18 protein-coding genes are annotated in these 23,606 nt (G+C 45.2%); all 18 read left to right on the plus strand.

Annotated elements, in window-relative coordinates:
• Positions 1–241 precede the first annotated feature (241 nt).
• Positions 242–583: a hypothetical protein gene (locus GJB61_RS14825; RefSeq protein ID WP_154119261.1), complete on the plus strand. Its 342-nt coding sequence runs from the start codon at positions 242–244 to the stop codon at positions 581–583.
• A 532-nt stretch (positions 584–1,115) separates the two neighbouring features.
• Entirely contained in the window at positions 1,116–3,884 is a 2,769-nt protein-coding gene (locus GJB61_RS14830; protein WP_195724339.1) for an S-layer homology domain-containing protein, read from the plus strand.
• Positions 3,885–3,966: 82 nt separating this feature from the next.
• On the plus strand, positions 3,967–4,515 hold the full coding sequence (locus GJB61_RS14835) for a hypothetical protein (RefSeq protein ID WP_154119263.1): 549 nt from the start codon (positions 3,967–3,969) through the stop codon (positions 4,513–4,515).
• A 171-nt stretch (positions 4,516–4,686) separates the two neighbouring features.
• Positions 4,687–4,959 carry an alpha/beta-type small acid-soluble spore protein gene (locus GJB61_RS14840; protein WP_154119264.1) on the plus strand — a complete coding sequence of 91 codons (273 nt, stop codon included), beginning with the start codon at positions 4,687–4,689 and terminating at the stop codon, positions 4,957–4,959.
• 304 nt (positions 4,960–5,263) lie between these two features.
• Complete coding sequence (metK, locus tag GJB61_RS14845) at positions 5,264–6,466, plus strand: methionine adenosyltransferase (RefSeq protein WP_154119265.1); 1,203 nt, start codon at positions 5,264–5,266, stop codon at positions 6,464–6,466.
• Positions 6,467–6,701: 235 nt separating this feature from the next.
• Entirely contained in the window at positions 6,702–10,742 is a 4,041-nt protein-coding gene (locus tag GJB61_RS14850) for an Ig-like domain-containing protein (protein ID WP_154119266.1), read from the plus strand.
• 202 nt (positions 10,743–10,944) lie between these two features.
• A complete protein-coding gene (locus GJB61_RS14855) occupies positions 10,945–13,662 on the plus strand; it encodes a stalk domain-containing protein (protein WP_229521770.1) in 2,718 nt (905 codons plus the stop codon).
• A gap of 57 nt (positions 13,663–13,719) precedes the next feature.
• The gene (locus tag GJB61_RS14860) at positions 13,720–14,880 is read left to right on the plus strand and encodes a sensor histidine kinase (RefSeq protein WP_338115831.1); all 1,161 of its coding nucleotides are present in this window, start codon (positions 13,720–13,722) and stop codon (positions 14,878–14,880) included.
• Positions 14,881–14,884: 4 nt separating this feature from the next.
• On the plus strand, positions 14,885–15,607 hold the full coding sequence (locus GJB61_RS14865) for a response regulator transcription factor (protein WP_154119269.1): 723 nt from the start codon (positions 14,885–14,887) through the stop codon (positions 15,605–15,607).
• 114 nt (positions 15,608–15,721) lie between these two features.
• Positions 15,722–15,856, plus strand: a complete 135-nt coding sequence (locus tag GJB61_RS32195) for a hypothetical protein (protein ID WP_267490814.1) — start codon at positions 15,722–15,724, stop codon at positions 15,854–15,856.
• Positions 15,857–15,959: 103 nt separating this feature from the next.
• Positions 15,960–16,403 (plus strand): glycosyltransferase family A protein, encoded by a 444-nt coding sequence (locus tag GJB61_RS14870; protein ID WP_154119270.1) that lies wholly within the window; start codon positions 15,960–15,962, stop codon positions 16,401–16,403.
• 235 nt (positions 16,404–16,638) lie between these two features.
• Positions 16,639–18,630 (plus strand): helicase-related protein, encoded by a 1,992-nt coding sequence (locus GJB61_RS14875; protein WP_154119271.1) that lies wholly within the window; start codon positions 16,639–16,641, stop codon positions 18,628–18,630.
• Complete coding sequence (locus GJB61_RS14880) at positions 18,627–19,487, plus strand: ComF family protein (RefSeq protein WP_154119272.1); 861 nt, start codon at positions 18,627–18,629, stop codon at positions 19,485–19,487. The genes GJB61_RS14875 and GJB61_RS14880 overlap by 4 nt, the downstream gene beginning before the upstream one ends.
• A 114-nt stretch (positions 19,488–19,601) precedes the next feature.
• The gene (locus GJB61_RS14885; protein ID WP_154119273.1) at positions 19,602–20,009 is read left to right on the plus strand and encodes a TIGR03826 family flagellar region protein; all 408 of its coding nucleotides are present in this window, start codon (positions 19,602–19,604) and stop codon (positions 20,007–20,009) included.
• Between the two features lie 107 nt (positions 20,010–20,116).
• On the plus strand, positions 20,117–20,404 hold the full coding sequence (flgM, locus tag GJB61_RS14890) for a flagellar biosynthesis anti-sigma factor FlgM (protein ID WP_154119274.1): 288 nt from the start codon (positions 20,117–20,119) through the stop codon (positions 20,402–20,404).
• A 12-nt stretch (positions 20,405–20,416) separates the two neighbouring features.
• Positions 20,417–20,917: a flagellar protein FlgN gene (locus tag GJB61_RS14895; protein ID WP_154119275.1), complete on the plus strand. Its 501-nt coding sequence runs from the start codon at positions 20,417–20,419 to the stop codon at positions 20,915–20,917.
• Positions 20,918–20,967: 50 nt separating this feature from the next.
• Positions 20,968–22,578: a flagellar hook-associated protein FlgK gene (gene flgK, locus GJB61_RS14900; RefSeq protein ID WP_154119276.1), complete on the plus strand. Its 1,611-nt coding sequence runs from the start codon at positions 20,968–20,970 to the stop codon at positions 22,576–22,578.
• A 28-nt stretch (positions 22,579–22,606) separates the two neighbouring features.
• Positions 22,607–23,527: a flagellar hook-associated protein FlgL gene (gene flgL, locus GJB61_RS14905; RefSeq protein ID WP_195724340.1), complete on the plus strand. Its 921-nt coding sequence runs from the start codon at positions 22,607–22,609 to the stop codon at positions 23,525–23,527.
• Positions 23,528–23,606 lie beyond the last annotated feature (79 nt).

A 23,606-nucleotide genomic window follows, 5' to 3' on the forward strand; every position in this document is an offset into this window, starting at 1 on the left:
CGTAGATATCCTTTGCGAGGTGGTCGTTTTTAGTATTATATTGAAATTGAATTCAGTCATCGATAGCTTTGTATGCAAGTCTGAATTGTAGGATTGGATTATTTTAATGAATTTCACATAAGATACAGGAGTATCCAAAAATAAAGCTTAAACTTACCAATGACAATAGTTTTGTAATCTGCTCAGGTTTACGTTACAATAACCTAAGAAGATAATATTTTCCGAAAGGTGAAAGCTATCGATGAAACCGATTTTATCTAAAGCACAGCTGGATTACTTGAAAGCAAAGAATACGTTTGAGAATAGAGCAAAAGTCATGGAGAAGGATATTGCGGCAAAGCGGGCTCTGCAGGAGATTACGCAGGAAGTAATGGAAGAGCTTGTACAAGCTACGGGTTTCCACGATGCCTACAATGATCTTGTTGTTGCTGAGAACGCATTGATCGAATGGTCGCATTCCACGATTAAGCATGAGAAGAGCTACCGAGAGAATCGGGGAGCGATTGATGCCATGTATGACAATGTGAATGCTACTCCTGAGAAGCGTCAGGAATTAATTCAGCTATCCATGAAGATTCGTTAGACCATATGCTATAGAAGTGAGCGCCGGCAACGGCGCTTTTTACTATGTATTGGGTCTTTCTGGAATTAGGTACGGTATCTATTTCGTTTGAAAAAGTCGCATTGTGGGTATTAACTTAACATATATTGTTTAATGACGCTTGGTGGAAAGCTATGTTATACTAATTCCCGTAGTCCCCCATCATTAACAATACTTAGTAGAATATACATATGTATCTTCTATGAGTGAGGAAACTTAAGAAAATTAATTTTTTTTTTGAGGGAACCGCAACTTTTCCAAACCATCTGCGTTTAAGGTGTAGAGTCATTTACACATGAGGTTGAAATCAACATCATATGTAAAGAGTAAAGCCAATTTGACCAATTGGAAAAATTAAGCTTTACGTGACTTGAGGCGCATTATATAATACTTAGGTGGAATTAGTAATCTAGTATTGTTATGCCTTGAATTCGTTTACCAGTTTCTGTGATACCCGTCACAGACATTATTTATACTTAATATGCTCAACTCGGGAAAGGGGGTGCGTATGCTAATGAGTGACATGAGCTACCCATCTAAAGAAGAAACTAAGTTTATGAACGTCCAAGGAGGAGAAAAAAAGGTTATGAAGAAAATTTTATCCGTAGCTTTATCTACAGCAATGGCATTCTCAATGTTTGCTTCTGTAGCGTTTGGTGAAACAGCAACAACTCCGCAAGCTAAATTTGATGCTTTGGCAGCTAAGGGTGTTCTTAACGGATATCCGGATGGTCAAGCTCACCTTGAAAAAGATCTTACACGCGCTGAATTCGCTAAGATCGTTACTAAATTGTTCGATCTTACTGAAGTAACTAACAAATTGTCTTACAAAGACAAAGGTTACACAGCTAAGAACTGGGCTGTTCCTTACATCGAAGCTGTTACTGCAGCTAACTTGATGCAAGGTAAAGATACTGTTAAAGGTATCTTCGACTACAATGGTAAAGTAACAGTTGAAGAAGTAGCGGCTGTATTGTTCCGCGCTTTGAAACTTGAAACACCAACAACAACTGACAACTCTGCATCAGCATGGGCTAAAGGCTATGCTCAAGCAGTAATCAACAAAGGTCTAGTTGCTCAGAACACTAACTTCAAGAGCAATGCATCCCGCTCTTTGGTAGTAGAAACAGCTTATGCAGTTGATCAACTTGGTCAAGTTGCTATGTTGACTGTAACTTCTGCTGAAGCAACAAGTCCAACAAGTGTAGTAGTAACTTTCTCAGATAAAACAACTCAAACTGTAACTTTGACAACTGCTCTGGTAGCAGGCGTTGAAACTACAATCAGCTTCAAACATATGGAAAAAGATTACACAGCTAAAGTAACTCTGCTAGCACCTAAGGTTGTTTCCGTAACAGCTCCAAATGCTAAACAATTGGTTGTTAAATTCAACCGTGCTATTGACGGAGAAACTCTTGTTGAAAACACAACTTCTGGTTCATCGTTGATTGACGATGTAATCAAAGTAACTCGTGTTAACAGCAGTGACCAATTGGTTAATGCTAACAACGCTAGCGTTGTTCTGGCTTCCAATGGTACTGAAGCTTGGATCACTTTTGCTGGCAACGAATACCTCAAAGGTACTTACACTGTTGTAGTTAATGACAGCGTTAAAACAACTGCAGGAGAAGCTATCCCAGCTTTCACTAACTTGGTGACTGTTGCTGATACCACTGCTCCAACTGTTGCTTCTGTATCTTCTGTTGCTAAAACAACAACTAACAAAGTTTATGTTAAATTGAGCGAGCCAGTTAAAACTGCTGGATTGATCGCATACGTTAACGGTTCCCCTGCAAGTGTAAGCCGTGACACATATGCACCGCTTGATGAAGTAACATTGAATACTGGTGCTACATTAACTAGTGGCGCTACTTATGATGTTTCCCTGACTAACCTGACTGATTTTGCAGGAAACGTTGCAAGCCCTAACCCAACTAAAACTTCTGTTACTGTAACGTCTGATGCTGCTGCTCCTACAATCGTAAGCGCGACTGCAATCGGCGACAAGAAGGTCCAAATTGTTTTCAACAAAAATGTTGATTTCAATTCTTTGGTAGGTAGTGTTCGTTTGCTCGATCCTAACGGCGAAAGCAAAGGTGTATTCCAAATCAATGCTGGTACAGACGGTAAAACGTTTATCTTGGGTTCCCCATTGGCAGCTTTGCCTGACAACGGAACATTCACAGGAACAATCGTATTTGGAGCAAGTGTACGTGATACACTTGGTAACACTCTGGGTACTGCTTTGTCCCAACCAATTACTTTCACTAAAGACACAGTAGCTCCAACAGTTACTAGCGTAACTTACAAAGCGGGAACTGGTATCACTATCAAGTTCTCTGAAGAAGTTACTTACGCTAATGTTTCTGGCTTGACTTTGATCACAGATTCTACTGGTGTTGCTAACACTGACCTGACTTATACTAGCCGTTCGAATGACGGTAAATCCTTGACATTCTTTGTAGGTACGGCTGCTGTATCTGGCGCTCAAACTCTACGTTTGCCAGCTGGTCTGGTAACTGATGCTAGCTTTGCAAAGAACAAATCAGCTGCAACAGTATTGCCTGTATCTGGAAGCACTGTTTCCACTGATGCTGACAGACCTACAGTTATCAGCGCAGTATATCAAACAGAAGTTGCTACCAGCGCTGATTATGTTATCAATGTGACTGCAACTGACAACACGGAGCTGAACACTAAGGTGCTTCAAGATGTTAACAGCTACACATTGGCTGACACTGCACTGCCAATTGGTTCTTATGTAACACTATTGCCAGCAGGTTCAACTCCTACAAGAGTTGCTCAAGTTCACATTCCTAAGTCCGGCATTAATGCAACTAAAGACTATAAGTTCACAGTTGCTGGTGTTGTTGACACTGCTGGAAACGGTCTGGAAAATGCATTCATTGCTACAATCAAACTGGGTGACAGAGTAAGTCCTACCCTGTCCACTGCTGTGGTATCTACTTCAGACACCAACACATTGGTTCTGACATTCTCCGAAGCAGTTAAGAATGCTCAACTTGATGACCTTGAATTCAAACTTAACAGTACTGTTGTAACTCCAGCATCGTTTGCCACTATCGGCAATGCAACATTGGCTGACAAATACTATGTAACATTCAAAGATGCTAATGGCAATGTTATCGACCTTAACGGTAACACTGTATACACTCTGACTGTTAAAGTTAAAGACGCTGATGCTACTACTGGATTCAAAAACTCCATCACTGATGATGAAGGAAACAAAGTTAACACTGGTACTTCTATCCAGGTTAAATAATTTTTAATACCGAAACACAGAATAGCCTCTTCGGAGGCTATTCTTTTTTTTAGGCATTTTACATTTTACAAGGAGGAACACCATGAAACCAATTTGGAAAGTTTCAGTAGCAGCAGTTTTATTAGCTGGTGGTATTTGGGCGGGATCACTGGTTAATGTTACAGCAGAAGGCGCAGGCGTGGGCTCTCAGCCTGGCACAGCGGACGACCCAGTTGTCACTAAGAGTTATGTGGATCAACAAATTCAGAAAGCTCTGCAAGGCGGGGGACTCACAACACCTATTGCCACAGTTGCTCCAACTGCAACCCCTAGCCCCGGAGCTACTACACCAGTTACTACTCCCAGTCAGAACACGAGTGATGAATCTAAGATTGTTGATGTAAAACCAGGTCAAACCTTAATTGCATCTGCAGGAGCAGAATTTATTGTTCGTGCGGGTAAAGCTGTTATTTATTCTCAAGATAGTAATGGTGTTGCGGATTTAACAGATGGAAAAGATCTTACGAACGGTCAGGCTGCACCATCGAATCATTTATTGTCTTTTCCCCGTGATGGACGTGGGATAGCAGTCCAGACTGATCAAACTCTGGGGCTTGTTGTAATGGTTCGCGGTGGATATACGCTAAAGTGATTTAACCATTAATATAGATTAAGTTTGCCCTTTAAGCTGGAAATCATACCATAACTGAATATACGATATACGGGACTCTTTTCCACACTTAACAAACATTGAGACGATTGAAGGCATCTTAATCTGCGCACAATATTCCTGTAATCTTAAAAAACTCAGGAGGTGCAGCTCATGGCACGTAACAATCGCGTGGTTATACCAGAAAGTCGGACAATGTTGAAACAAATGAAATATGAAATTGCTGCTGAATTTGGTTTATATGGGGCTAATTATGGAGGGGGAGCAGATACAGAGTTTGCTTCGGAATTGGGAGCTCTTGGGGACTCCGGTAGCTCTAATCATAGTCCATACCTCGGACATCTTTCATCCAGGGATAATGGTTCCGTTGGCGGTGAAATAACGAAGAGACTTGTAAAGCAAGCCGAGCAAGCCCTTTTTCTATAATTATTGAAGAATTGTTGTTGGAATAAGTTCCTGATAATTTTGTAATGAATATCCATTTATTAGAGCTTAGTTATTCTTAATAAACAACCTGCTAAAAATTGACACCATCTCATAAATAAGATAATATGATTTTTGAGGAAAGCCATAAACCTTTTCCACTATGGGAAAGGTTCATTTTTTGCAGAAATTGCAGGAATATTAGGGAAATGGCCATCCGGGAATCTAGCAATTTTATTCACCTATAAACTGTTAGGTTCAAGGCACTTATACATCATCATACTATCCATATAGGAGGTTGTTATACATGTCTATTACAGGGCGCCATTTATTCACTTCCGAGTCTGTAACGGAAGGGCATCCGGATAAAATCTGTGACCAGATATCTGATGCGGTTCTAGACGCATTTCTGGCTAATGATCCAAACGCACGTGTTGCCTGCGAAGTAGCAGTAGCAACGGGACTTGTATTGGTTATCGGAGAGATTAGTACCAAATCGGAATATGTTGATATTCCAGCGATTGTGCGAAATACGATTAAAGAAATAGGTTACACCAATGCCACCTATGGCTTTGACTACAACACATGTGCAGTATTAACTTCTCTTAATGAGCAATCCGCAGATATTGCCCAGGGAGTAAATGCAGCTCTGGAGAACCGCGATCCGGCACAGCTAGCCCAAGAAACGGCTAATATCGGCGCTGGCGATCAAGGTTTGATGTTTGGTTTTGCTACTAACGAGACTCCAGAATTGATGCCATTACCTATTGCTTTGTCTCATCGCATAGCTCGTCGTTTAGCAGAAGTACGTAAGAATGGAACTTTAGAATACCTACGCCCCGATGGCAAAACTCAAGTAACTATTGAATATTTTAATGAAAAGCCAGTTCGTGTAGATACCATCGTTGTATCCACGCAACATGCGGAAGAAATTACACTTGAGCAAATTCAGGCAGATATCAAAGAACATGTTATTTTGCCAGTTGTCCCAGCGGTACTGCTTGATGAGGATACTAAGTACTTTATTAATCCTACCGGTCGTTTTGTTATTGGTGGGCCTCAAGGGGATGCTGGCTTAACTGGCCGTAAGATTATTGTAGATACGTATGGCGGTTATGCTCGTCATGGCGGCGGTGCATTTTCTGGTAAAGATCCAACAAAAGTTGACCGTTCTGCAGCCTATGCAGCCCGTTATGTGGCTAAGAATCTTGTAGCTGCTGGCCTTGCGGATAAGTGTGAGATTCAATTAGCTTATGCCATTGGTGTTGCTAATCCGGTTTCAATTAGTGTAGATACATATGGAACAGGTAAGATCAGCGAAGAAAAGCTGGCCCAGATGATCAGTGATAACTTTGATCTTCGACCTGCCGGTATTATCTCTATGCTTGATTTGCGTAAACCTATATATAAACAAACTGCTGCGTATGGCCATTTTGGGCGTACGGATTTAGATTTGCCTTGGGAACGTGTCGATAAGGCAGAACTGCTGAGATCACAGGCGGGTTTGTAGCACGTTTCGTTAAATGTTTATTGTTTAAAGATTAACTCGTTCATATTATAGACCCGCGAGGAAGGCACTTCGATAGAAGTACTTAACTTGCGGGTTATTTTGTGTGCTGATATGGAATAAGCTTAGTGTTTTCTCTCCGGATGAGATGATTACTAAACTTTGGAAGTCGTTTAACCGAAATAAAAGAATATATACATAAAGATGACAGTATGGCTTGAGAGGAGTTTATCACGGCATGAAAAGAAAAATTTCAATATGGACGGTTCTCATTCTGGCTGGAGATTTGTTGCTAGGGGTAGGGAGTGCGTCAGTCGGAATTGGAGCATCTGCAGTATATGCTGCATCTGAGTTTGGCATGGTAACCACACCATCTGCAGGAGCATCCTATGTAAGTATAGGCTCATCTCTTAGATTGAGTTTTGATCGGCAGGTGAATCCGCAAACTGGAAATATTATTATTACCCCGCAAGGCTCCAGTGACCCCTTTGTGACTATTCCTATCGGTACCTCAGGATTAATCGGCAGCTCCAAAGACTATGAAATTAAATGGGATGCTAGTCTGCATTTCATACCCAATAAGACATATATAGTAACCGTACCAAAGGGCTTATTTAAGGATAGTACTGGAGCTGAATCCTCATTAACAAGTTGGTCGTTTACAACCGCACCTGAGATCAATACAGGAATTACAGTGAGTAATTTCACACCTGCTAATAATGCCAGGGTTGATTCTGGAGCATTAGCGCAGATTAGCTTGAAGTTGGATAAACCATTGCAAAAGGGTGGGGGGGCCATCAGACTTCTTTCTTCTGCTGACAATTCTATTATTCAGGAATTTATAATGAAGGATGGAGAGTCAGGTGTTGCTATGGTGAGTGACACTGCGTCCACAACAGTTACCTTAAGCCTAACAAATAAATTAGCGACCGGAAGTAATTATTATGTACTTATTGATTCCTACGCCTTTAAGGATGCAGATGATAAGACCTTCTCAGGCATATCCAGTGGTAATGTATGGAGTTTTTCCACTATAGGTGCAGCAGCTATCCCAGTCACGTTAAATCCGGCAGCAGGAGCAGTAAGTGTATCTGCTTCCGGAGCGCTACAGCTCAACTTTGATCGTCCTATGATGCCTGCAACGGGCTATATTACTGTATCTCCTGGTACTGCCGATGATGCCAGGACACGATGGGTCAACGTGAATTCCACAGCAGTAACGGGTGGCGGGAGTAAGAATATTCTACTTTCTCCGGCATCTACAGCAAACCCGCTTCTCAGTAATACACTATATACAGTTACTATACCTCAAGGGGCTTTCTACGATCAGGATGGAAATGTTTTTCCTGCTACCGCTCCTTATACTTGGAGCTTTACCACGGCGTCCTTGACGAGTGTTGGAGTAACCTCTTTGATACCTGCAGACCGAAGTGAGTCTGTGGATATTAACAAAGCTATTACGCTTACCTTTAACCGAGATGTAATTTATAACAGCTCTATTGTGAAAAGTGTAGCACTCTACAAAAGCAGCGGGATACAGACTCCTGTAACTATAACACAGAGCGGGACTACGGCCGGAGCAAAAGAATATACTATAAAGCCTACCGCCGCTCTGGAGTATAATTCAACCTATTACATTGACATTGCTAAGGGTGCCTTCTCCGATGCTACTGATCCAGCCTCTATATATGGTGGGCTGAGTGGTGCTAATTCCTGGAGTTTCCGTACCCTTGCTCTGGATTCAACAGCACCTATACTTACATCGGCACAACTGGATAATAACCGAACGATTCGCTTGAAGTATAATGAAACACTCAATTCAGCGGTTGCTCTGCTACCCTCGAGCTTCCAGGTAACTGTTAATGATGAAAATCGTGCAATAGAAAGCGTCTCTATTCAGGGTGATAGTGTCTTAGTGATACTCAGTACAGGGATTGCTGTGGGCCAAGTCGTGAAGCTTAGCTATACCGGGGGGTTGCGGACCATTCAGGATTCCAGCGGGAATCCAGTGAGCACCTTTTCTTTAAAGTCAATTACTAATTCTATCGAGTCTTCAATGCCATTACCCCAGGAAGGTAGGATCACGGGCAAATCAGTAGCATTAAAATTTAATGATTCGCTAAAAGCGGTCTCTACGTATGCCCAAAGCCAATTTTTAGTGACCGCTGATGGATATTCACTTGGAGTAAACTCCATCAGCTTGAGCGGGAATACTGTATATCTGGGGCTGAATAGCGAAGCTTCAAGTGGACAGACCGTTCGCGTATCCTATAATGCAGGCTCGTATCCACTACAGAATACTTTGGGGCAAAATATTGCAGATTTCGCTGACTTCTATATTCGTAATAGCAACGATGCGACGTTGCCGCTGTTTCAAAGTGCGGAAGGGGCCGGCACTAAAATTGTACTTACCTATAATGAGGGGATGTCTGTAACGAGTTTACCGATGATTAGCCAGTTCTCCGTACTTGTGGGCACTACTCCCAATTATGTGACTAATGTAGCAGTGAGTGGGAACCTGGTTACGTTAACTCTTACAAGTTCCTTGACAGTGGGCCAGAACGCTACATTATCCTATGTACCGGGTGTAGCTGGGCTAAGTGATCTGAATGGTAATCGTGCGGGATATATTAATCTGAAGCCGGTGACTGTATCATCGTCAACGTCCGTGGCTGAAATCAGCAGTGCAACAGTAACTGGAGATGAACTCACCGTTACTTTTAACAAGAGTATGCAGGCTTCCACCAACCTCTATGTAAATCAGTTCGGGGTGAGAGCAGATGGAAACAATTTGGGCGTACAATCTTATGATTTATCAGGCAAGATTCTAAAGCTAACCCTTTCAAGTGTTGTGAAGACGGGTCAAACCGTTGACTTGTCTTATATGTCAGGTTCGACACCGATCAACGATTCCAGCGGTAAGTTACTTTCCTCATTCTCTGTACTCTCTGTGCAAAATCTTACTGGTACCTCAACAGGGACGGGCAGCCGCCCAACTTATCTGGGGACATTGGCAGCAAGTGAGTTCGGAGAGGAGTATCCACTCTTGAAAAGTGACTCTTCAAATGCAACGGATGAACGATCCGTATACAGCCAGTCCGTTAAAAAATATAACCTGACAACTGAACGTTTAAGCTCCAGTTATGATTATTTATATAAACTGGGTACATCAACACTAGCCTTTGAAGTGCCTTCCACAGAACTGGCAGCTTATGTGACTATACCGCTGAAACCACTGCTTGATGCAGTAAATCGTAACAGTAGCGCTAAACTAGCGATACGCTATGGGGACAGTCTTTATAGTGTGGCTCTAGGGGATATCGATATGAGTGGACTGGCTGCTAGTTTAATTGCGGACAGCAATAATATCTCGCTTGTATTCCGCATGGAAAAGGTTCCAACAGGGACCTTCACCCCACTGGAACAAAAGCTGCAAGCGCAAGGCTTGCAGAATGTAACTAGTCTTGTTGATTTTCGTCTGACAGCTATGATCACCGGGAACACCTCTAGTGTGAATGTGCTGAGTGTACCTGGAGAGTATACCGTGCGCACTACTTCTATTTTGAATAGTGCGCAATCTTCAATTGCCCGGTTGGATCTGACTTATAATGATGCAGCCTATCTTCCTACAAAAAGCAGTACTTTGGGTAGTTATACTATTCTACGTGCTCGTACTGTCGGAAATCAGGTTGTAGGAACTTTTTTATCAACGCGGACCTTTACGGATATGAGTAAGCATTGGAGTAATACCATTGTTGCCGAGCTTGCCGCCAAGAATATCATTGACAGCAGTTATGGAAACACATTCAAGCCGGAGCAAAAGATCACCCGAGCTGAGTTTGCAGTTATGCTCAGTCGAGGCCTCGGACTGCAAGGTGACCGTGACACAGCACAACGTTTCAGGGATATACAACCCTCTACGCAAACAGGGGATTACATTGGAGCGGCGGCCAAAGCGGGTATTATCACTGGGAATACAGATGCAACCTTTCGCCCCAATGAGAATATAACCCGTGAGCAGCTGGCAATTATGATGATTCGGGCAATGGAATATACCAAGAATCCGATAACATTAAGCAGTACCTCTGCATCTGCGTTGACAGCTTTCAAGGATAAATCCAAAATCCAGAGCCAGAGTGCTGAGTTCGTTGCCAAAGCTGTACAATCAGGTATTATTCTGGGCATGACAACGACAGAATTCCAGCCACAGGGAAACGCCACCCGTGCTCAAGCTGCTGTTATGCTGCAAAGAATGTTAGATAAAGCAGATTATTTATAGAAGATAATGTAACACCCGGCTTGTATCAGTCGGGTGTTTTTTGTGCTGCCGTCCCTGCTAATCTGCAGTTTGTCGCAACTTTTTCACTAGAATTCAGTCTATTAAAAGAGTAATAGGAAAATAGAGTCCGGATTTCCAGACTTTGAAACTTACCAAATGAGTAAAGAGATGGGAGAGTTACGCCGAAATGAATGAAGCTTTTATGGAGAAGAAGACTAGAGAAATGTTGCGGGAGATCAGAACAGCGTCTGCAAAAAAATGGGTTGCCGCCTCATTGGCGGGTGTGTTATGGATTATGCCAGTGATCGGCAGTGAGGGAATTACTCAATTCGGGCAAGGACCTTCACCAGTGGCTTCTGCGGCTGCCTCCGCTTTTACGGTAACCAAACTAGGCGAAGAAGTTATTACTTCAGGCGCCATTATGATGAAATATAAATATACAACTTCTCGTTCCGGTAAGCAGGCTACCGGACTGGCAGACGTAATTCGAGTGGATCTGAATAACCCCTATGTTTCAATGGATGTTATGACTGGCAAAGGCGGCGATTTGACCACACGCCAGAGCACCGGTGGTATGGCTAAAGAAACAGGAGCAGTGGCTGCAGTAAATGGTGATTATTTTAATACGGGCGGCGAAGGGGTACCCATTGGGGGTCAGGTTTCTGCGGGGGTTGTTGTTTCTACTCCCTCACAGTTGAACGGAATGTATGCTTTTGCAGTAACGAAGGATCGGCAGCCTGTTATTGATGAATTTACTTTTGAAGGAACAATAACGGCAGCGGACGGTGCCCAGTTTGCTCTCTCCGGGATCAACAAAGGTGCCTATATTCCAGAAGGCGGAACCTCTACGTATAGCCATGCCAATGCGATGTACATCTATACAGATGCCTGGACAGCGCTCGAGCGGCCCAAGAATAGCTCAACTACTCCTACAGAGGTGCTTGTTGAGAACGGTATAATTACACAAATCTCTCCGAATGCTGCGCTGCCAATGGCTGTTCCTGAGGGCGCCTATATTCTGCGTACGCACGGACTCGCCGCTCAGTTTGTCGCAGCACATCTGGCTGTAGGGCAACCATTGACGAGTTCTTCATCGCTGCGATCCCAAACCACGCAGCAAGCGCTGGACCCGGCTAGTTTGCAAATGATGATCGGAGGACATACCATTCTTGTGAACAATGGCAAAGCGGCAACGTTCTCGCGCTCGACCAGCAGCATTGGCGGCTATCGTGCACGGACAGCTCTTGGCTATTCACAGGATGGACGTTATGCATATGTTGTAACTGCTCAGAAGAATGACAACAGTGCAGGGATGTCGCTAACCGAACTGCAATCCTTTATGACGAACATTGGCGTCTGGAAAGGCTTGAATCTCGATGGTGGGGGTTCTACGACGATGGTCGATCGGCCCCTTGCCGAGACAACCGCTACACTCACCTTTAATACGGAGTATGGTACGGAACAGCGCAGTATTGTTAATGGACTTGGTGTCTATACATCTGCTCCGCAGGGTGAAGTAAAGGGAATTACAATCAGCGGAAATTCTGTACTTCTGATCGGACAAAAGGCAGCTTATTCGTTAAAAGGCTATGATACTTACTATAATCCAATTGATGTAGCAGCAGGAAATCCGGCATGGGTTTCAAGCAGCGGCAGTGCAACTGTCAGCGCGGGGGAAGTGACAGCAGTGAAGCCAGGCGCTGTGACTTTGACAGCCACCAGCGGCACGGCTAGTGCTTCGACAAAGGTTACTGTACTTGGAGGAGATGATCTGAGCAGTATGACGGTAGGTACAGCTACAGCGCCGTTGATAGCGGGCTCATCTGTCTCTGTTCCTGTAACAGCAACTGCAAAGAGCGGCGCGAAGATTGCCGTTCCAGATTCTGCACTGAAGTGGGAATTTGTTGGCTTTAAGGGCAATGTGCAGGCTGGTAAGCTTACAGTGGATACCGTGGATACGGGGGTTACGACAGGCTACGCCATCGCCCGTTATAACGGCTTTAGTACTGTGGTTGTTCTATCGGCTGTGGCCGCCACACCTTGGGAAGATTTCGAGAATGCGAGTTATCCGGTCGCATTTACTACAAATGTAGCAAGTGTACAAGGGACGGCTGCAATAATGGCTGGTAGTGCTGAACGTGCAGGCTCTAAAGTGCTGTCACTCAGTTACGATATGACCGCTGGCAGCGGCAAAATGTATGCTTATGCCCAACTCAATGGTACGACCGGTAAAACAATTCCAGCGGCGGCTACGTCGATGTCGCTTGATGTGATGGGGGATATGAGTCTGAACTGGTTGCGGGCTGAACTGGTAGACAGCAGCGGAGCCACGGTTTATGTCGATCTTGCCAAGATCATCGATTGGAACGGTTGGAAGAGCCTTAATCTTGATTTGTCAGGTTCTGGAATCAAATTTCCAGCAACCCTAAAGAGACTCTATGTTGTAAATGTAGAGGAAGGTCAGGATGAACGTGCTAAGACGGGAACCGTTGCTTTTGATAACATTTCGTTTACAATGCCTTCCCTTTCCAGTGAAGCAGGACTTCCAAAAGGTACAGCATCAATGGTCATTGGTTCCAAATCAATCCTGGTAAACGGTACAAAGCAAGCTATAGATGTAGCGCCAATTGTTAAGAATGGTAGCACGTATGTGCCGATTCGTTATGTGCTGGATGCCTTTGGTGGCCAAGCAATGTGGGACCAGGCAACCAAGAAGATTATGGTGTTGCGCGGAGCCAAGGCATTGGATCTTACTGTAAATAAAAAGGAATATTTGTTAAATGGTAAGCTTCAAAGTGCGGAAGTAGCGCCTTTAATCCTACAAGGCAGGACTTTAGTACCCCTTAGATTGGTTTCAGAACAGTTAGGATTGATTGTAAAATGGGAACAGAAAACGAAGACCGTAACTATCGAATCGTGATATGTTAATATAAAGGTAAGCCTTTAATATGATTCGATAGAAATGGGGCAAGCATCCGTGGAATTTCAAGCCGATGCGATTGATCGCGTGATTAAAAATACCATCGAAGTGATGGTCAGCAGCAAGTATCAGATTTTTGAAATATTGCAGGTTGCACGCGATGAGCTTGTCGCACTAACCAAAGAACTGCAGAGAGTTTTGGAAGAAACGGATGAAACAATACTTAAGGTAGACAAACTGGAGATGAACTATCACCGCTCCCGAATCCGGCTGACCGAAGTCAGCCGGGATTTTGTCCGCTTTTCGGAGAAGGATATCCGTATTGCTTATGAGAAGGCGACGGAGCTACAGCTAGAGCTCATGATGACTAGGGAGAGAGAAGTCTATCTTCGTAGCAGGCGTGATGAGCTGCAATTGCGGGTACGCAGTGTAGAGAACTCGGTGGAACGTGCGGAATCGATAGGTTCGCAAATGAGTGTTGTTGTAGAATATTTATCTGGTGAACTGGGACAAGTGACGAGAATTGTCGAATCCGCCAAGAATCGACAAATGATCGGGCTCAAGATAATCCTGGCTCAAGAGGAAGAACGTAAAAGAATTGCCCGGGAAATTCATGATGGTCCTGCTCAAATGCTGGCGAATCTAGTCCTTAGGACGGAAATTGTAGAAAGAATGCTGGTAAAGCAGGAATTTGGGCTAGTGCAAGCCGAAGTAGTAGACTTGAAAGGGCAAGTTCGTAATAGCCTGGAGGAAATGCGTAAGGTTATTTTTAATTTGCGTCCGATGGCACTCGACGATTTAGGACTGATTCCGACAATGCGGAAGTATGTGCACGACTATGAGGAGAAGACGAAGATCCGGACCACTTTTGAAACAAGGGGGAAGGAACATAGGCTGTCGTCAGCGATGGAAGCAGCTGTATATCGTCTCATTCAGGAAGCACTATCCAATGCGGCGAAACATGCCTACCCGAGTTATGTATTGGTGGAAATAACATACCAAGCGCAGTTGATCAAGATCGTCGTCAAAGATAACGGTTTAGGCTTTAATGTGCAAAAAGTGAAGACTGACTCAGGCAACCGCGAGAGCTTCGGTCTTGTAGGGATGCGGGAGCGTGTGGAACTGCTTGAAGGAAGACTTGAAATCGAATCAGCAGAGAATCAAGGGACAACAATCGTAATCCATATTCCGACGAATGTGGAAATGGGAAAGGAGTAATGTTATGGAGAATCAAAGTATAGTGAAATCGCCCATTAAAGTGCTTTTGGCGGATGATCATCAACTGTTTCGTGAAGGTCTCAAACGCATTTTGAATATGGAGGATGATATTGAGGTCATCGGTGAGTGTGGTGACGGAATACAGGTATTGGAGTTCTGTAATGGGAATAAACCTGATATTGTTCTGATGGACATCAATATGCCTATTGAGAACGGTGTGGAGGCCACGCAAAAGCTGCGGGAGATGTTCCCCGACGTTAAAGTTATTATTTTGTCGATTCACGATGATGAAAGCTATGTCTTCGAAACACTGCGTAAAGGCGCTAATGGATATTTACTGAAGGATATGGAGGCGGAGTCACTCATTAATGCGATTCGTTCGGTCCATGAGGGGCATGCTTTTATTCATCCTAAGGTTACGGGTAAGCTCATTAATCAGTTGCGGCGCATGACGTATCTTAACGAAACGGGTGCTATGACGGAGACTCCGGTTAAGGAAGCTGGTGTTAAATTCGTAGCAGGTGACAATAATCCTTTGACTCGCCGTGAAGCAGAGGTGCTGCGGTTGATGGCGGAAGGCAAGAGCAACAAGATGATAGGCGAACACTTGTTTATTAGTGAAAAAACCGTCAAAAACCATGTCAGTAGTATTTTGCAAAAAATGGAAGTTGACGATCGTACACAAGCTGTTATCAATTCCATTAAATTTGGCTGGGTTACCTTGTAAGCTAGCATAATCTTTAACTGAGCGTTTTGGAGAATCCAAATAGTCTGGGAATACGTTACATATATTCGAGTACGATTTACGCATAAATTCGAATTTTGCAAAATGCTGATTTAAATGATGATCCGGAATATTGCAGCAGAAATCTGGCATCAGTTCATAAGAGCAGGCTTCAAAGCAGCATCAGGCGTATCTGCATTTAGAAGAGCACAAAGCAATGATTTAGACCATGCAGTGTATTCGCCAGATTGAACAATAAGGGAGAACAAAGGTTGTTTTCCCTTAGGAACGTTGGGCAGTCACCGACCTTTTGTAGCCGGCATATATTGTCGGTATACAGAGGAGGTGCATCTCTATGGTAGCCCAGTTGATATGGATTGCGGCTGTATATGCATCCGCGGTAGCTATTATTCATATGCTGCATAGCCGGGAGCAGACGCGGCAGACACCGCGAGCCAGGAAATGGATTCATTATATTCTCATTACCCGTAATCATGAAACTGTTGTGGAAGGATATATCCGGGCACTGAATGTTTGTGCGTTGCTAACGGGAAAGCGGTTGCGTATGACCTGTATGGATGATAGCTCAAGTGATGGAACTCTGGAGATTGTATCCAGAATGGCCCGAAGTGGCAGCCCTATTGATCTGGTCATATCAATGCCTACTCTTCAAGCGGATGAAGTCATGATGCATCAGGGAATTGTAGTTGACTTGCGATTGTCCGAGCAGCAGGTTAAGCTGCCTTTTATGCGGACGACAGGAAGTAGGGGATACAGATCGAAGCGTGGCGGCAGGTAAATAAATATGGTAGTAACGGGTGAAGCACACTCTCCATTTGGATAGGGGGGTGTGCTTTTTTGCGTTATAAACAAACTGATTCAATAGCGTCTTTTGCAGTCCGCATGTACTGAAGAGTGGTGAGAATATTAATTTTTTGTGCTTAAGTATAGAAATTCTGGGGGATCGACTTGTACGTTTGTCAGGTTTGAATTGCATCTATTCAGGTTTTGATCTCTAAGATGGGGGAGATTTCATGAAGGTAGCTGTATATGCAGTTAAGGAAAATAGGGGCTGGAGTCTCTGGATTTCATTAAATCTGGCTGTGGACAGGTTATGGTGGTCTGGAGCTTTGGGAGGGAGTAAAGGCTGGAACAGCCGAGCAGTCAGCATGGTTATTCTAGCAACTTCTCTGCCACTCGGCTGGGCAGTGAAACTTCGGGATAGCTTTAAATCGAGGACCTCTATGCAGGCATGGGGAAATATGGAGTGGAGAGATTATATTGCTAGAGAATTAGCGCCAGAAGTACAGGAGGAGATGGCTACGGGAGGGAGGGGAGGTTGGTCCCATAATGAGGGTTCATTATGCCAGCCAGTATTGAATGGCTGGACCTCAATAGAGTTGATGGAGGATGGTCATGAACGACAAGAGAACATATTTGGAGCCACTTTAGACCATTTGTCACATCAGGAGGATCTAGAAAGATTAAATCTGGCCTTAGCAGCCGAACAATTGGCCGGAGCGTTAGCCGGTCGTTCTTTGCTGCAGCCGGAATTGGAAGCAATGCTGGCAGAACAGTTGCCGAATCTGTCGGGTGACTGGCGCAGCACGGCCCAATTGGTGCATTTGCAGGGTAGGCTAGTGCTAACGGCTGGTATCTTGGCTACAACGGAGCGCAAGGATGGGGCGACAGCTTGGCTGTCACGCGTAGCAATGCCCTGGCGCGGCTTCGCCAAGCGCCGCGTACTCCCACGCTGCCAGCGCTGCGGCAGCGTCGCCACAGGCCACACGGCGTGCGCCGCGTGTGGCCTCATGGGCTGCGCCTATTGCGAGGCCTGCCTCGCACTCGGGCGCAGCCGGGCTTGCGCGCTGCTGCTGCGCAGCGCAGCGCTTCCTGCCGTGCGGTGCACGGCAGGTTCTGCCCCCACCGCGGCCCGCCGGTGGGGGCTTAGCGCGGCGCAGGCGGGAGCCGTAAGCGCCGCGCTGGGATTTCTGGCGGAGCCGCGTCAGCGCTCCGCGGGCCAGGGCCCAGAGCGGTTCCTGCTCTGGGCTGTGACGGGAGCCGGGAAGACGGAGATGGTCTTTCCGCTCCTGGAGGCTGTGCTCGCTGCCGGAGGGCGAGCGCTCATAGCGACGCCACGGCGCGACGTCGTGCTGGAGCTGGCGCCGCGGCTAGCCAAGGCATTCCCGGCGGAGACCCTCGCCGTGCTCTATGGCGGTAGCCCTGATCGCTGGGTAAGTGGCCGCTTAACGCTCGCGACCACTCATCAGTTGCTGCGGTTCAACCAGGGATTTGATCTAGTTATCATTGATGAGCTAGATGCATATCCCTATCATAATGACCCCATGCTGGCCTACGCTGCCGGACAAGCCAGTAAGAAGGATGGCTCTTTCCTCTTTCTATCCGCAACACCGCCCAAGGAAATGCAACGGGAGGCTAATTCCGGTCGTCTTCCTCATGCTAAAGTACCTGTCCGCTTCCATGGACAGCCCTTACCGGTGCCACTGCATTTAACGATCATACCTGTTCGTATATTCCTGAAGCGTGGTACCCTACCGAAGTCGCTCACACAGGTGCTGCGTAGGTCCTTAGCAAGAGAGGCTCAGATCTTTCTGTTTGTGTCACGTATTGCTCATATTGCTGGACTGATTAAGCTTCTCCGCCAGAGCTTTCCTGAAGTCGCTATTGAGGGTACTTCCTCTCAAGATCCAGCAAGGGCAGAGAAAGTAGCTGCATTTCGCAGCCGGATCATCTCTCTGCTGGTGACAACTACAATTCTGGAACGGGGTGTGACTGTCCCACGCAGTGATGTGTTCATTCTAGATGCAGATAGTGGTCTGTTTGACGAAGCCTCGTTAGTACAGATGGCTGGGCGCGCTGGACGCTCCAAAGACGATCCCGCAGGAACTGTCGTATTCGCTTCCCCTCAGTGGAGCCGATCACAGCGAGGAGCGATCTCCCACATCCGGGCTATGAACGGTAATGCCCAACGCAACGGTTATATTAGCAGAAAGAGTTCCTTATGAATACCAAGTCGATATGGTTAAAAGGGCTCCAGTCACTGCTCACTTCGTCCGTACCCCAGTGTCTAATCTGCGGCAAGCACAGGCAAGCTTCATCGCAGTTGCCTAGTATTTGTGTAAACTGTGCAGCAGCCATTCCGTGGATCGTCTCCCCTCGCTGTCTCAAATGCGGCCGTCATGTCGGCTGCCCCGACTGCAACCGTGGTGGGGAGACTTCGCCGATTATCTGCAACCGGAGCGCAGTAGCGTATAATAGTGTAATGCGTGAAATGCTAGGCCAGTATAAATATCGTGGGAATGAACGTTATTCCGCCCTGCTTGGCTTAATGCTGGACAGAGCGTATTTGATACTGAAGGAGGAAAGGGAGAAAGAGCAAAGAGTCCAACGATCTTCTCCTCATTCAACTATAAGTTCTTTCTTTCAAAATAAACGGGCTGCCTCGGGAATCCTCTGGCAGGCTGACTTGCTAGTGCCGGTTCCTGTTAGCGATTCCCAGCTGGAAGAACGCGGTTTTAACCAAGCTGAGAGACTTGCCGATGTCGTATCCCAGCGTAGGGGTATTCCACAGCTTCCGCTGCTGGTTCGCAAGCATCATACGGGTAAGCAGAGCTTTAAAGGCCGAGCGGAACGGCTAGCAGATATGAAGCATGCTTTTGCCGCCAGTCCCGCGATGATAGAACTATTTCCTAATTGGTTGGGAGCAATGAAACCCATGGACCGTCCCCTGCAGATAATTATTATAGATGATATATATACAACTGGCAGTACCCTCCGTGCCTGTGCAGAAGTCATACAGCAAATGACGGAAGCTTACAGATATGATGTGGAAATCTATAGCTTGACTTGGGCTCGTTCATGACTTGAACCTATTCATCTAATTTCCAAGATAGACGAAATCCCTGCTATCATGTAATCTAGGAGCATAAGAATACTATACGTTGCACAAAATGTAAGGGGAGGAGCCGCTGCGTTTATGAATCTAGACAATTGTCCAAGGTGCGGCCGGTTGTATGTAAAGAATGTCATGGATTTATGCCAACCTTGCATCAAAGAACTGGAATATGAATATGAGACCTGCGTGAATTATTTGCGTGAGTTCAGAGGAACTACCATTCAGGAATTATCCGATGCCACGGAAATTTCCATTAAAGAAATAACCCGTTTTATTCGGGAGGGCCGCATTTCTATAGCAAATGCACCTAATATGATGTACCCCTGTGAGGTGTGCGGAACACTAATCCGCGACGGGCATATGTGCGACAATTGCCGTAACCGTCTACGGAAGGATCTTACGAGTCTCACCAGGGAAATTAATGAAAAGGAACCCCCTAAAAAGACCTCCGAGGGTGCCTATCGTGCCCTTGACAAACGCAACGACTAATAAAATCTGCAAAAAAAACGTTTGCAGCTATAAAGAATGTTTCAATACAAGCCGATAAACTTATTAAAGATTATCGGTTTTTTTATATTAGAAGGAAGGTGGAAGTTATGAAAATTAACGAGACCGGACGAATTAACGCGATTAATCCGTACCAACGCAGCGCGGAGTCGCAAAGGCAGGAACAGATGAAGAAGAGTACACGCAAGGATGAAGTATCTATCTCTGATGAGGCTCTTAAACTGCAACAGGCACAGAACAGCGGCAAGATTGACACTGATCGTGCCCTCAAGATCGATGGTCTGAAGCAACAGGTCTCCGCAGGTACCTATCAAGTAGACGCAGCCAAACTCGCAGAGAAACTCGCCCCTTATTTCAAGCAATCCTCCGAGAATTAGGTGAAACCATCCATGGCATTAACAACATTGTTAGAACTTCTTGAGCGGTTGGACGAAGCACATATTCAAATGCTGAATCTGGCCGCTAGCAAGAAACAGAGCATTATGGACAACAAGGTGGATGCTCTAATCGAAATCCTAAACCGTGAGTCTAAATTTATGAAGCTGATTGGACAGCTGGAGGAACAGCGCGCACAGGCGGCATATGCCTTCCTGCAAGGGGTTGGTATTCGCTCCAACCTGCAACTGAACCTAAGTGAGCTGTCCCGGCTTGTATTTGATCCCGATGACAAATCGCGACTGCTGCATATTCAGCAGAAGCTTTCAGGCACATTGCAGCAACTGAAAGCTGCTAACGAACTAAATCAGAAGCTGATCGAGCAGTCGCTTACGTTTATAGATTATTCCCTGGATCTGTTAGTCGGAAGACCTAACCAGGAGATCACCTACCATCATCCATCCGATAAGGGCAGCAGCGCGAAACGGCCTGGCCTTTTTGATGCCCGTGGTTGAATGATGTTTAGTAATTTACCAGAGCAAAATGCAAGGGAGGAACCAATAACATGACATCCACTTTTCATGCTATGGAGACTGCGAGACGCAGTCTCTTTACCCAGACCGCAGCGCTAAACACGACTGGACATAATATCGCTAACGCTAATACGGAAGGTTACACCCGCCAGCGTGTCAACATGACTGCATCCAAACCTATTGAAGCTTACGGCTTTAGTAATTCTACGGCTCCGGGTCAGCTTGGAACAGGTGTGGAATTTGGCTCTATTGATCGCATTCGTGAGAACTTTTTGGATAACCAGTTCCGCGATGAGAACTCTGCTCTAGGGGGTTGGACCATTAAGTCGGATACCATGGACAAGCTGGAAGCAATCTTTAATGAGCCTTCGGATACAGGTATCAGCACTGTAATGGATAACTTCTGGAAGTCTTGGTCAGATCTAAGCAAGAATCCCGAAGATAGTACATCACGCAAAATTGTGGCACAGACAGCACAATCCATGACAGATGCTTTGAACTATATGAGCAGACAGCTCGACAATCTGGATAGTGACTTATCCTCCAATATTGCCGTTAAAGGTACAGAAGTACAGACCTACCTTACTTCTATTGCTAACCTGAATCAGTCCATTTATAAGATTGAAAGCATGGGCGACAAAGCTAATGATCTGCGCGATCAACGCGATCTCATCACAGATAAACTTTCCAAGATTATTAATGTAAATGTAGTGGAGACGGATAGCGGATACAATGTTTCGTTGGGTGGTCAACAGCTTGTCCAAGGTAATGCGGTAACGGCAACCGTAGATAGTGCATTTTTGACAAGTGCTTACGGCGATGGCAGCACAGGTGATCTGAAATCGGGTGAAGTCTATGGCATGTTAGCCTCAAGTAAGGTTTATGTAGCCGATTTTAAGAAGCAGCTTGACAATATAGCTAATACTATTGCTACTGGTGAGGTTGCAATTACTCTTCCTAAAGGCTCTATGCCTCCAGCGGGAACCATTCTAACCAATGATGCTGCAGTCATCAATGCAGATGGAACATCTTCAACGATTACAGCTGGAACAGCGTTTCCTGCAGGCGCTACATTGAATGCTGACGTGAAGACAACGGTAAAAGGATTGAATGGTCTTCATCAGTTGGGTTATACCATGGACGGAACGCTTAATCCCGGCAAGCCCTTGTTCACAATTACGGGAGATGGATCTACTATAACAGCAGGTAATATTACTTTTAATCCATTAATTGCTGGAGACACTAACCTTTTAGCCACTTCTATCCGAACTACCGGAACCGGTACTTCTGAAAAGGTCGTTAACGGAAATAATACCTTGGCTCTCTTACTAGCCACTCAGCAGGTAGGTTCTTTCAAATCCGCATCAACGGGTATTACGGCAACGCCAGGAACTTTCTATAAATCACTGGTGGGACAGTTGGGTGTCCAATCACAAGAAGCTACACGCCAGACCGATAACGCCAACTATTTGGTGGAACAGGTGGATGCGCGCCGTCAATCGGTAAGTGGAGTATCCCTCGACGAAGAAATGTCTAATATGCTTGTCTACCAGCATGCGTATAGTGCCGCAGCGCGGTTTATGACTACTTATGACGAATTGCTTGACAAATTAATTAACTCTACCGGAACCGTAGGCAGATAATATAAAACAAGGGAAGGGGAAATGACCTATGTTGAGAGTAACCTCCAATATGATGAACTCACAGCTGCTGCTTAACCTGAACCGTAATGCCCGTACTATGAATCATACCCAGGTACAGTTGGCTACTGGCCGCAAGCTGAATACTCCATCCGATGATCCGGTGGGCATTACGTATTCGCTGCGTTATCGTGCGGAGCTGTCAGCTAATGAGCAATATCAGGATAATGTCGATGGCGCCGTTTCCTGGTTGGAATTTAATGATACGGTATTGACTCAGACAGGTTCTGTTATGCAACGCCTGCGTGAACTAGCCGTCCAGGGAGCGAATGGAAGTAATCCGCAAACTGCGCTCAACAGTATCAATGAAGAGGTTAAACAGCTTAAAGAGCAGCTTGTTGATATTGGCAACAGTCAATTTAATGGGAAATATATCTTTAATGGCCAGCAGTATGATGTGAAGCCTTTTGATTTCTCAACAGGTGTAGATGGGGTTCTGGACACCTCCGGAGCTGCTCTAGTCACCACAGATGATGGACTAGTGAATTATTCAGTGGGAGAGAGCGTTCAACTGCCCATTAATAATACGGGAAATGAAGTTTTTGGTGGGACTGACGCTGATAATATCTTTAAAGTTATTGACAGGATATCTACTGCCTTGACCACTGGAGACACGACTGGATTATCTGGCGAGTTGGCCAATATAGATACGCGCACTAACAAAATGTTAACCGTGCAGGCTAATATTGGTGCCAAGACCAATCGGATTCAACTGATGCAGAATCGTTTGAGTGATTTGGGCGTTAACCTGACAGACCAGCAATCCAAAACCGAAGACGCCGATTATGCCGAGTTGGTAATGAATTCCAAAGTCCAGGAGAACGTATATAGTGCATCGCTAAGTGTGGGTGCTAAGATTATTCAAACATCATTGGTTGATTTTATAAGATAACAATTATTAATGGCTACCTAATTCAAACATATATCCAAAGCTATAGATTAGGTTGCTAATGACCAAACGTCTATAGCTT

Origin of the sequence: Paenibacillus monticola (genome assembly GCF_009664975.1) — a bacterium.
GTDB lineage: Bacteria > Bacillota > Bacilli > Paenibacillales > Paenibacillaceae > Paenibacillus_AQ > Paenibacillus_AQ monticola.

Bases quoted from the DNA above. Each gene is read 5' to 3' on its own strand.
- GJB61_RS14835 (WP_154119263.1), top strand. From the start codon at position 3,967: ATGAAACCAATTTGGAAAGTTTCAGTAGCAGCAGTTTTATTAGCTGGT.
- GJB61_RS14865 (WP_154119269.1), top strand. From the start codon at position 14,885: ATGGAGAATCAAAGTATAGTGAAATCGCCCATTAAAGTGCTTTTGGCG.
- GJB61_RS14825 (WP_154119261.1), top strand. From the start codon at position 242: ATGAAACCGATTTTATCTAAAGCACAGCTGGATTACTTGAAAGCAAAG.
- GJB61_RS14880 (WP_154119272.1), top strand. From the start codon at position 18,627: ATGAATACCAAGTCGATATGGTTAAAAGGGCTCCAGTCACTGCTCACT.
- GJB61_RS32195 (WP_267490814.1), top strand. From the start codon at position 15,722: ATGATGATCCGGAATATTGCAGCAGAAATCTGGCATCAGTTCATAAGA.
- GJB61_RS14850 (WP_154119266.1), top strand. From the start codon at position 6,702: ATGAAAAGAAAAATTTCAATATGGACGGTTCTCATTCTGGCTGGAGAT.
- GJB61_RS14895 (WP_154119275.1), top strand. From the start codon at position 20,417: ATGGCATTAACAACATTGTTAGAACTTCTTGAGCGGTTGGACGAAGCA.
- GJB61_RS14885 (WP_154119273.1), top strand. From the start codon at position 19,602: ATGAATCTAGACAATTGTCCAAGGTGCGGCCGGTTGTATGTAAAGAAT.
- GJB61_RS14830 (WP_195724339.1), top strand. From the start codon at position 1,116: ATGAGTGACATGAGCTACCCATCTAAAGAAGAAACTAAGTTTATGAAC.
- GJB61_RS14870 (WP_154119270.1), top strand. From the start codon at position 15,960: ATGGTAGCCCAGTTGATATGGATTGCGGCTGTATATGCATCCGCGGTA.
- GJB61_RS14840 (WP_154119264.1), top strand. From the start codon at position 4,687: ATGGCACGTAACAATCGCGTGGTTATACCAGAAAGTCGGACAATGTTG.
- flgK (WP_154119276.1), top strand. From the start codon at position 20,968: ATGACATCCACTTTTCATGCTATGGAGACTGCGAGACGCAGTCTCTTT.
- metK (WP_154119265.1), top strand. From the start codon at position 5,264: ATGTCTATTACAGGGCGCCATTTATTCACTTCCGAGTCTGTAACGGAA.
- GJB61_RS14875 (WP_154119271.1), top strand. From the start codon at position 16,639: ATGAAGGTAGCTGTATATGCAGTTAAGGAAAATAGGGGCTGGAGTCTC.
- GJB61_RS14855 (WP_229521770.1), top strand. From the start codon at position 10,945: ATGGAGAAGAAGACTAGAGAAATGTTGCGGGAGATCAGAACAGCGTCT.
- flgM (WP_154119274.1), top strand. From the start codon at position 20,117: ATGAAAATTAACGAGACCGGACGAATTAACGCGATTAATCCGTACCAA.
- flgL (WP_195724340.1), top strand. From the start codon at position 22,607: ATGTTGAGAGTAACCTCCAATATGATGAACTCACAGCTGCTGCTTAAC.